Source organism: Novosphingobium sp. (genome assembly GCF_031424035.1).
Lineage (GTDB): Bacteria > Pseudomonadota > Alphaproteobacteria > Sphingomonadales > Sphingomonadaceae > Novosphingobium.
Window position 1 is genome coordinate 1 of the sequence record NZ_JANPGP010000004.1, and the last position, 10,094, is coordinate 10,094.

Sequence of the window (10,094 nt, forward strand, 5' to 3'; positions counted from 1 at the left end):
TAAGCCTTCGAGACATTGTTGACCTCGATCACCTTGCTGCCAAGGCGTTCGGGCACCTGGATGACGATCTGGGCCTTGCTGATCGGGCGATTGTCCTGCGCGTTCTGCAGTTCCTCGAACTTGCGGATACGGGCCTTTGACTTGACCTGACGTGCGGCCGGGGTCTGGCGGATCCATTCCAGTTCGCGCTGGATTGCCTTCGACTTGCCGCTTTCCTCGCGGTCTTCCTGATCGAGGCGCTTGGCCTTCTTTTCAAGGTAGGTCGAATAGTTGCCTTCGTAAGGAAAGTATTTCCCGCGATCGAGTTCGAGGATCCAGCCGACCACGTTATCAAGGAAGTAGCGGTCGTGGGTGATCATCAGCACCGCGCCGGCATAGTCCTTGAGGTGGTTTTCCAGCCATTCGACGCTTTCGGCATCGAGGTGGTTGGTCGGTTCGTCGAGCAGCAGGATGCCGGGCTTCTGGATCAGCAGGCGGGTGAGCGCGATCCGGCGCTTTTCACCGCCCGACAGATTGTCCACCGCCCAGTCGCCGGGGGGGCAACGCAGGGCTTCCATCGCGACTTCGAGCTGGTTGTCGAGTGTCCAGCCATCGACCGCGTCGATCTTGTCCTGAAGCTCGCTCATTTCGGCGCCCAGCGCATCGAAATCAGCGCCGTCTTCGCCCATTTCCATGCCGATCTGGTTGAAGCGTTCAACCATGTCAGCAACTTCGCGCGCGCCGTCCTTGACGTTTTCCAGCACGGTCTTGGTCTTGTCGAGCTCGGGCTCCTGCGGGAGATAGCCGACGGTGATGTTCTCACCCGGCCATGCCTCGCCCGTGTAGTCCTTGTCGATGCCGCCCATGATCTTCATCAGGGTAGACTTGCCCGCTCCGTTGGGGCCGACGATGCCGATTTTCGCGCCCTGATAGAACTGCAGGCTGATGTTGCTCAGCACCGGCTTGGGCGCGCCGGGGAAGGTCTTGGTCATGTCCTTCATGACATAGGCATATTGAGCGGCCACGGGTGTACCTCTGGTCTTGGATTGCAGGATTTGCCGCGCCTCTACAGGGCGGGGGCGCGCCTCGCAAGCGCGGCTTGCGACAGTTCGCGCAGGGCGCGCGGCAGGAAGGCGAAGCCGATGAACCAATGCGGCTGGAGCAGGCAGGCCCAGTAGAAATTGTCAGGCCGCGAAAACAGCGCGATCATCGCCGCGATACCGAGGCAATAAAGCAGTCCGAAAGCTGCGAAACCGCGCGGCGCGGCGGTCCATCCCAGCAGCGCGAGCGGGATCAGCGCGTAGGCCAGCCACGCGGGCAAGATGCCCAGCACGCTGGTATCGGTCAGGTCGCGCAGCAGGCCGGTGATGCCCAGCAGTCCGGTCCACGGGGCGGAATGCTTGTCGGTTGGCAGGACGACAGCATGGACTGCCTGCGCGTGGAACAGCATGACCACGCCGAACACCGCAATGAGTACGGCCCAGCCGATTGCCTCGCCGCGTCGCCGCTCCGCGGACGCAAAAACGAGAGCGAGGAGCGCGAAAGGAAGGGCCAGTTCGCGGATCATCAGCGCGGCCCCGGCGAGAAGCACCGCGAATGGCCATCGCTTCGTCCCGCGAAAGGTCATCGCGGCGCAGGTCAGTACCCCGGCCCAGAAATCGTGCATGGCGATCAGTCCGGGCTGGGTGACCATCGCCCCGCCGGCAAGGATCAGCAGCGCCGTCCCCAGCGCCTCGCAAGGGGTGATCGAGGCGGCGATGCGATACCAGCGGATGACGGCGAGCAGCAGAACGCCGACAAGGATCCCCTGCAGTGCCTTCCAGCCCAGCGCGGCAGCCATGAGGGCAAGGGTCGGCAGGCGCACCGTGACGAAAGGCTGGGTCGGGTAATCATGGGCGCTCTGCAAATCGCGCGCGGCCTGGTGATAGGGTGTGCCGGTGCGGACCTTCTCGGCGATGTCCTGATAAAGCTGGATGTCGGTATAACTGGCGCTGGTCACCGCTACATCGGGGGCGGGGGCCATGCACTGTACGCCGCACCACAGCGCAAAGGCCGCCAGCAGCGCGGCAAGACAGCGGGCCTGAAGCGGGGTGAGCGCACGCAGCATCGCCGGCTAGTGCCAGCGCCCAGTGCACGGCGCAAGGTTCAGGCGCGGATCAATCCACCGATCGGCTTGCTGCCGCCGCCGGGGAAGCAGGTGGCCAGCACCAGCGCCGGATCAAGCCCGAAGTGCGCAGCGACTGCCCCGGCAATCGCCGCGTCAAGTGCCAGCGTGGGTTTGAGGTCGCGGCCCTCGAACAGTTGTCCCTGCGCAAGGCCCGGCCAGTCGCTCACCACCTTGCCGCCGCTGACCGTGCCGCCGAGCAGCATGGCGAGCGAGCCGGTGCCATGGTCGGTGCCGCCGGTGCCATTGGGCGCGACCGTGCGGCCGAATTCGGTGGCGACCAGCACCAGCGTCTCGCTCCACGCCGCACCAAGCCCGGTCTTCAGCGCGCCGACCATCGCGTCTAGGCCCGTGAGCTGGCGTTCGATCCGGCCCTTCTGCTGGTAATGCGTGTCCCAGCCGCCGGTCTCGATCATGGCAACGCGCGCGCCGCTCGGGCCGGAGAGCAGGCTTGCCGCCAGCTTGCCGGTGGCGACCGGGTCCTGCCCGCTGTCATCATTGCCGGCGGCCATCGCCTTTGCCTGCATCGAGCTTTCCCACAGCGCGTGGAGCTGCTTGTCGCCTGCGTACATCTGCGAAACGCGGCTCATCAGTTCGGCATCGGGATCGGGCAGGCGCGAATTGGCGTAGCTGGTCACGTCGCGGGGGCCACGCAATGCGGCGGGGACGGTCGGGCTGACGGCCATGGCGCGGGTGCCGCCGGGAAGCAGCGCGAGCAGCCGGTTCATCCAGCCGTCCTTGCTTTCATAAGGCTTGGCGCCCCCGGTCTCGAGCACGTTCTGTGCATCGAAGTGTGATCTGTCGCGGTAGGGAATGCCGACACCGTGGACGAACAGCGCCTGCTTCTGCGCATAGAGCGCGCCCATTCCGGCCAGCGCCGGGTGCAGGGCAAAGGTGGTGTCGAGCTTGGCCGCTCCGGGAAAATCCGCAGCAAGGGCGCCGCGCGAGCGTTCGAAGGCCGGATCCCCGAGCGGGGCCAGCGTCGCCAGCCCGTCCGCCGCGCCGCGCTGGATTATGAAGACGAAGCGCCGCTCGCTTTGGGCCGCTGCGGCATAGGCCAGCCGGGTGGGCAGCAGTGTCGCCGCGCCTAGAGCACCGAGCATGTGGCGGCGATTGAGGGAGAGCGTCATCGGATTACCTCCGCAGCATTTCAGGGGAAACCAGCAGCAGCGCGAGCGCCTGCTGCCCGGAATCGGCGCGGGCCACAGCGGTGCGCGTGGCCTCGCTCAGGCTTTCGGGGAACAGCCGGGGCGCCAGCGCCCGCGAGTCCAGCGTGGCGAGGTTGCGGGAGTATCGGTTCGCCAGTTCCACCCGCCGCAACAGCGCATCGGGTGCGGCCCAGCTTGCTGCCAGATCGTCCCATCCGGCGGGGGACCCGGGGCGCCATGTCGGCTGGCCAAGCTGGTTGAGGCTGAACTGCCCGCCCTGCGCCGGGATGACCAGCCCGGTCGCCCGCTGCACCGCGACGAGCCATTCCCAAGGCTGGCGGAACTTGGCGCCGGGATTGCTCCACGGCTCGGGACTATGGATCAGCGCACGGTAAAGCGAGGGCAAGTCGCCGCCGGTCTTGAGGTAGACCTGCTCCAGCCGCGCCACGAGCGCGGGGGGCGGATCGTCCGCCGCGAAATGCCGGGCGAGCTTGGTTGCGACATGACGCGCGGTGGCCGGGTGCGCCGCCAGATCGTTCAGAATGGCGCGGCCCTGTGCTTCGCCCGCCTGCGGGTATTTTTTGCCCATAACCGTGCGCGCGCCGGGTTCGTGCAATTGTTCGACAAAGGCGGCGCGCCCGGAATCGTAAGGCAGCAGGCGGGCGAGGCGGCCGAGGCCGGTTACGGTCGTTCCGGTCAGCGCCTTGGCAAATTCGGTGACATCGGCCTGCGTATAGCCACTGCGCACGCCGAGCGTATGCAGCTCCATGATTTCGCGCGCGAGGTTCTCGTTAATGCCGGGTTGACGTTCCGCCCCGCGGCGCTGGGCGCGCTGGCCGATCAGGGAATTCGGCCCGATCGACTGCGCCTGATCGAGGAACAGCAGCATGGCCGGATGGCGCACGGCGGCAAACAGCAGGTCGGAGAACTTGCCGGTGATATAGGGCCGGATCGCTTCATTCTCGAACGTGCCAGCGAGCCCGACAACGGTCGCCTTGTCGGTCGATACGGCGAAATGGTTCGACCAGAAGGCCACCAGTCGCTCCATGAATGGCGTGTCAGTGGCGACCGCCTGAGCCATGCGCGCGCCTGCGGCCTGAACGTAGCTGTCGCGCAGAGGCTTAAGCAATTGCGCTTCAGGACGGGGCTGGGCGGCGGCCATTGCCGGCTCCATCGCCGGCTCTTTCGCCGCTTCCGCACGGTCCTGCCGCCGCTCGGTCCGGGCGGTCTGCAAGGCGGCCAGCTTGCCGATCTGTTCGGGCGTGCGGGGCAGGGCGGCTATTGCGGCGGGGGCCGGATCATAACGCCCAATCTGGTCGAGCAGCCAACGCCCCGGGTTTGCCGGCGGGGCCTCACCGGCTTTCCAGCCGATTCCGAAGCGGTTCAAGGCAATTTCAACATCGGCCATTGATATTGGCTCCCTATCCTGCCGACTTTCGCATCCGTAAACTGATCCTGCACTGAATGGGTGTCATGACGCAAATTGTCGCAATTGGTCCCGGGATTGCCGAGGGGGCAATGGGCGGCTAGCTTCTCCGTCATGACCATTAATTCCGTTCGCGCAGCCACCTGCGCCGCCGCCATCGCCCTTTCCCTCTCCACCGCCCAGGCCCAGGAAACTCAACGAGACAAGGGATCGGCCCTGTCGATCCTGACCGACCTGACCATGGAAGTCAGCCCGCGCATGGCCGGCTCCCCGGCCGAGGCCCGCGCCCGCGACTGGGCTACGGCGCGGCTGAAGGCGCTGGGGTTTTCGAACGTCACGATAGAGCCGTTCACCGTCACCAGCTATGTACGCGGCAATGAAAGCGCTGTGCTGACCGCACCTTATCCGCACAAGCTGGCGGTGACTGCGCTCGGTTACAGCGGGACCACGCCGGATGCCGGAATTTCGGGCGACCTCGTCTATTTTCAGACGCTCGATGCGCTGAAGGCCGCGCCGGCGGGATCGCTGGCTGGCAAGATCGCCTTTGTCGATCACGCAATGCGCGCAAATCAGGATGGCTCGGGCTATGGTCCTTACGGCAATGTCCGCCGCCAAGGCCCTGCCATTGCCGTGCAGAAGGGCGCGATCGGCATCGTCATCCGCTCGATCGGCACGGACCAGCATCGCAACCCGCACACCGGCGCGACGAATTGGCCCACCGGCGTTACCGCGATCCCCGCTGGCGCGATTGCCAACCCCGATGCCGACATGGTCGCGCTGATCGCCAAGACCGGCAAGCCGATGAAGCTGGCCTTGACGCTCACTGGCCGCACCACTCCGGACTTGCCATCGGGCAATGTCATTGCCGACTTGCCGGGGCGCGACCCTACGCTGCCCAAGATCATCGTCGCCTGCCACCTCGACAGCTGGGACATCGGTATGGGCGTGATCGATGACGGCGCGGGCTGCGCGATTGTCACGGCGGCGGCGCTGAAGGCGCAGGCCGGTGGCAAGCCGCTACGCACCATCCGCGTGCTCTGGGCCGGGTCAGAAGAAATCGGCGTGTTCGGCGGCGCAGCCTATGGCAAGGCGCACGCCAATGATCCGCACGCGCTCGCCATGGAAAGCGACTTTGGCGCGGACCGGGTGTGGAACGTGAAGTTCAACCGCGTCGCCAAACCGGTGGCCGACAAGGTCAAGGCGGCGCTGAACCCGATGGGTATCGTGCCGAGCGCCGACAAGGCCGATGGCGGCGCAGATGTGGGCGCGATCAGCGAGGCGCAAAAGCTCGCGGTGATCGACCTCAGCCAGGATGGAACCCGCTATTTCGACTTGCACCACACGCCTGACGACACGCTGGACAAGGTCGATCCGGTGCAGCTTCAGCAGAACGTCGATGCCTGGACGGCGGTGCTGAAAGTGGTCGCGAACGAGGCCGGAGAGATTATCGGCGAATAAGGGCAATCACCGGACCATGCCCGGATTTGCCGTGTGATTGTCACCGGCCTGTAACAAAGCGCGGCCAACGGAAAGGATAGAATGTCACTCGGGGCGGGCGTGAAAATGGTGGTTATCGATAGTGCCCAGCGGAAAGGCGCAGGCTTTTCGGCGAGCGAGCGCTATTTCAATCGCGAGCTGAGCTGGCTCTCGTTCAACCAGCGGGTGCTGTCCGAGGCCTGCAACCCTGACTATCCCCTGCTTGAGCGGCTGCGCTTCCTTTCCATCTCCGGCAGCAATCTCGACGAATTCATGGCCGTGCGCGTTGCCGGTCTTGCAGGGCAGGTGCGGCGCAAGATCGAAGAAGTGTCGATCGATGGATTCACGCCCTCGCAGCAGCTCGCCGCGGTCCGCGAGGCGGTGACCGAGCTTGAACTTGCCCAACAGGATGTCTGGCGCGAGCTGCGCGAACTGCTTGCCGGGCAAGGCATCGAATTGGCGGACGGCAACCGACTTGGCGCGGTTCATGCCCGGTGGCTTCGCGATTATTTCCTTGAGCATGTCCTGCCGGTGATCACCCCGCAGGTCATCGATCCGGCGCATCCGTTTCCCTTCGTATCCAGCCAGGGCATGTGCATCCTGTTCCCGCTGGTTCGCCGCGATGATGGGTCGCCGGTGATGGAGATGATCCTGATCCCGTCGGCCCTGCCGCGCTTTGTCCGCATCCCCGGCGAGGGCACGGTCTACATCAGCATCGAAGAACTGATCGTCCGCAATGCCGCACTGATCTTCCCCGGCTATCGCATTCTGGGGCACGGCGTATTCCGCGTCCTGCGCGACAGCGATCTTGAGGTTGAGGAAGACGCCGAGGACCTCGTCCGCCATTTCCGGTCGGCCATCCAGCGCCGCCGGCGCGGCTCGGTCATCCTGCTGCAATTGCAGGGGGATATTGACCCCGCCGCCGAACAGCTGCTGCGCGATCAGCTCAAGCTGGATCAGGCGATGGTGCTCAAGACCCGCGGACTGGTGGGCATTTCGGGGCTATCCGCGCTGGTTGAGGAAGACCGGCCTGACCTGAAGTTCGAACCTTACAGCCCGCGTTACCCCGAGCGTATCCGCGAGCACGACGGCGATTGCTTCGCGGCGATCAGCGAAAAAGACATCATCATTCACCACCCCTACGAAACCTTCGAGGTGGTGGTCGATTTCCTGCGACAGGCGGCGGCCGACCCCGATGTCGTAGCCATCAAGCAAACGCTCTATCGCGCCGGCAAGCAATCGGCAGTGATCGCGGCGCTGATCGCGGCGGCCGAGGCCGGCAAGTCGGTGACCGCCGTGGTCGAGCTCAAGGCCCGCTTCGACGAGGAACAGAACCTTCTGTGGGCAAGCCAGCTGGAACGCGCCGGCGTTCAGGTGATCTACGGCTTCGTTGATTGGAAAACCCACGCCAAGGTATCGATGGTCGTGCGGCGCGAGGGCGATAGCTATCGCACGTTCTGCCATTTCGGCACCGGCAATTATCATCCGGTCACGGCGCGCACTTATACCGATCTCAGCTTCTTCACCGCCGATCCGCGCGCCAGCCGTGATGCCGGGCGGCTGTTCAATTTCATTACCGGATACGTCGAGCCGCCGCGCACCGAACTCCTGTCGATCTCGCCGATTGGCCTGCGCGAAAAGCTGTACGACAGCATCGACAAGGAGATCGAAAACGCCGGCAAAGGCAAGCCGGCGGCAATCTGGGCGAAGCTCAATTCGCTGACCGATCAGGGCCTGATCGACCGGCTCTATGCTGCGAGCCAGGCCGGCGTGGAAATCGACCTTGTCGTGCGCGGGATCTGCTGCCTGAAGCCCGGGGTGCCGGGCCTGTCAGACAATATCGACGTGAAATCGATCATTGGCCGCTTCCTTGAACACAGCCGCATCTGGGCCTTTGCCTGCGGGTCAAGGCTGCCCAGTGCGCGGGCCAAGGTCTTCATTTCCTCTGCCGACGGCATGACCCGCAACCTCGATCGCCGGGTCGAACTGCTGGTGCCGATCCGCAACCGCACGGTCCACGATCAGGTGCTGGGGCAGGTCATGTTGGCCAACCTGCTCGATACCGAACAGAGCTGGCTGCTGGACAGCGACGGCCAGTACCAGCGCGTCGGCAAGGTCGACCTGCCTTTCAACCTGCATCGCTACTTCATGACCAATCCTTCGCTTTCCGGGCGCGGCGCGGCGCTTGAGAGTGGACGAAAAGTCCCCAAGCTTGCGCTTCGGCGCGAAACCGACTGAAGGTGCCGCCCAGCGCAAGGTAAGAGGTCCAGAGTTTGGTCGAACGACAGGCAGTAATCGACATCGGATCGAACACCGTTCGGCTGGTCATTTTCGGCGGGCCGCCCCGCGCTCCAGCAGTTCTGCACAACGAAAGAGTGACTGCGCGACTTGGTAGGGACCTCGCGGAAAAAGGCGTGCTGTCTCAGTCTTCAATGAAGACCGCGCTCGCCGCACTCAGGCGTTTTGCCGTCCTGCTTTCGGCGCAAGCGAACTGCCGTGTCATCACGGTTGCCACGGCAGCGACGCGCGATGCCGGCAATGGGGCGCAATTCCTCCAGCAAGTCGCCGACCTCGGGCTGGCCCCGCGCCAGATCTCCGGCGAGGAGGAGGCCCGGCTGAGCGCCAGCGGGGTAATCGGCGCATTTCCCGGCGCGCAGGGCGTTGTCGCTGATCTTGGCGGGGGCAGCCTCGAACTGGTGCGGATCAAGAACGGCAGCTGCAAACGCGCCGTCACCCTGCCGCTTGGCACGCTGCGCTTGCCGGCCCTGCTCGAAGGTGGCCAGTCGAAATTCTCAAAGCGGGTGTCCCGGACCATTACTGAATCCGGTTGGCAGGTGAAGGCGGACGAACCCATCTACCTTGTCGGCGGCACGTTCCGCGCCATTGCGCGCTACATCATGTTTCAGGCCGGATCGCCTTTCGATGATCCGCATGGCTTCGAGGCCAGCCCAAGGGACACCTTGCTCGCTTGCCGCAGGCTGTGCCGTTCAGCCACGCCTCCCGCCGTCCCCGGTGTTTCCCTGTCGCGGCTGGCCGGCGTGCCCGCAGCCGCCGCGCTGCTGGCGGCGCTGATCCGTTCGACCAAATCGTCGCGCATCATTTTTTCCGCCTGGGGACTGCGTGAAGGTCTGCTGGTCGATGGATTCACCCCCGAGGTCAGCCAATTGGACCCACTCACCGAAGGCGTTGATGCGTTCGTGGAGTCGATGGGAGTTGATTGCCAATTGGTCGACCGTGTTCTTGACTGGATGACTCCGCTGACGGCCGACGCGGGGCCAAGTCCCCTGCTGCGGGCATCTGTCGCGCTATCGCTCGCTGCAAGAAAGATCGAGCCGAACCTGCGCGCCTGCACGGTGCTCGACTGGGCGCTGCACAAGCGCTGGATCGGCATCGATGGCCCGCAAAGGGCGATGATGGCCGCCTGTCTGGTTACGGCCAGCAACCGTGCCTTGCCGGCGGCGGTCGCGGAGCTTGCCCCGGTGATAAAGTTGGCAGAGGCGATTGGCTGGGGCCTCGCTGTTCGGCTTTGCATAAGACTCACCAGCCTTGCGCCCAGTCTGGTCGAAGCCTCGGCAATTGTGCTGGCGGACGCCAAGCTGGAACTGAAGTTGACCGAATCTGCGACGCCTCTGGCGACAGAGCCTGTGCTGCGGGACCTGAAGCAACTGGCCGATCATTTCGGTGTGGTTGTCGCGTTGGCGGCATCCTGACGCCGCGCGCCGCGATTTCTGCAGAGCGCACTCAGTCGCTCGACTTTGAAGAAATTGGTCGGGGAGACAGGATTCGAACCTGCGACATCTTGCTCCCAAAGCAAGCGCGCTACCAGACTGCGCCACTCCCCGACCTGGGGTATTTCTTTCCTGCGGTGGTGGGCCCGGCAGGACTCGAACCCGCGACCTAG

General features: G+C 64.7%; 7 protein-coding genes and 1 tRNA gene. 3 read left to right on the forward strand and 5 right to left on the reverse strand.

The genetic code is table 11. From position 1 onward, the window contains the following. From RMO89_RS00085 to RMO89_RS00100, 4 genes are all read right to left on the reverse strand, one after another. Window positions 1–1,004, reverse strand: a 1,004-nt coding sequence (locus RMO89_RS00085) for an ATP-binding cassette domain-containing protein (protein WP_310530466.1), incomplete at its 3' end; no start/stop codon positions are given. A 41-nt stretch (window positions 1,005–1,045) separates the two neighbouring features. Then, window positions 1,046–2,086, reverse strand: a complete 1,041-nt coding sequence (locus RMO89_RS00090; RefSeq protein ID WP_310530467.1) for a hypothetical protein — start codon at window positions 2,084–2,086, stop codon at window positions 1,046–1,048. A 38-nt stretch (window positions 2,087–2,124) separates the two neighbouring features. Further along, window positions 2,125–3,273 (reverse strand): DUF1501 domain-containing protein, encoded by a 1,149-nt coding sequence (locus tag RMO89_RS00095; protein WP_409035492.1) that lies wholly within the window; start codon window positions 3,271–3,273, stop codon window positions 2,125–2,127. Between the two features lie 4 nt (window positions 3,274–3,277). Then, window positions 3,278–4,699, reverse strand: coding sequence for a DUF1800 domain-containing protein (locus RMO89_RS00100; protein WP_310530468.1), 1,422 nt, complete (start codon window positions 4,697–4,699; stop codon window positions 3,278–3,280). A gap of 132 nt (window positions 4,700–4,831) precedes the next feature. Here RMO89_RS00100 and RMO89_RS00105 point away from each other — a divergent pair, with 132 nt between their 5' ends. The 3 genes from RMO89_RS00105 to RMO89_RS00115 all read left to right on the forward strand — a co-directional run bounded on the left by RMO89_RS00105 (window position 4,832) and on the right by RMO89_RS00115 (window position 9,903). Continuing rightward, the gene (locus RMO89_RS00105) at window positions 4,832–6,175 is read left to right on the forward strand and encodes a M28 family peptidase (protein ID WP_310530469.1); all 1,344 of its coding nucleotides are present in this window, start codon (window positions 4,832–4,834) and stop codon (window positions 6,173–6,175) included. Between the two features lie 105 nt (window positions 6,176–6,280). After that, window positions 6,281–8,431, forward strand: coding sequence for an RNA degradosome polyphosphate kinase (locus RMO89_RS00110; protein WP_310530473.1), 2,151 nt, complete (start codon window positions 6,281–6,283; stop codon window positions 8,429–8,431). Window positions 8,432–8,466: 35 nt separating this feature from the next. Further along, window positions 8,467–9,903 carry a hypothetical protein gene (locus RMO89_RS00115; RefSeq protein WP_310530470.1) on the forward strand — a complete coding sequence of 479 codons (1,437 nt, stop codon included), beginning with the start codon at window positions 8,467–8,469 and terminating at the stop codon, window positions 9,901–9,903. Window positions 9,904–9,958: 55 nt separating this feature from the next. Here the strand turns inward: RMO89_RS00115 and RMO89_RS00120 are convergent. Beyond that, window positions 9,959–10,035, reverse strand: a tRNA-Pro gene (locus RMO89_RS00120). Window positions 10,036–10,094 lie beyond the last annotated feature (59 nt).

What these genes read in the sequence shown, in the direction of transcription:
- RMO89_RS00110 (WP_310530473.1), top strand. Translation starts at nt 6,281, where the DNA reads ATGGTGGTTATCGATAGTGCCCAGCGGAAAGGCGCAGGCTTTTCGGCG.
- RMO89_RS00095 (WP_409035492.1), bottom strand. Translation starts at nt 3,273, where the DNA reads ATGACGCTCTCCCTCAATCGCCGCCACATGCTCGGTGCTCTAGGCGCG.
- RMO89_RS00090 (WP_310530467.1), bottom strand. Translation starts at nt 2,086, where the DNA reads ATGCTGCGTGCGCTCACCCCGCTTCAGGCCCGCTGTCTTGCCGCGCTG.
- RMO89_RS00100 (WP_310530468.1), bottom strand. Translation starts at nt 4,699, where the DNA reads ATGGCCGATGTTGAAATTGCCTTGAACCGCTTCGGAATCGGCTGGAAA.
- RMO89_RS00105 (WP_310530469.1), top strand. Translation starts at nt 4,832, where the DNA reads ATGACCATTAATTCCGTTCGCGCAGCCACCTGCGCCGCCGCCATCGCC.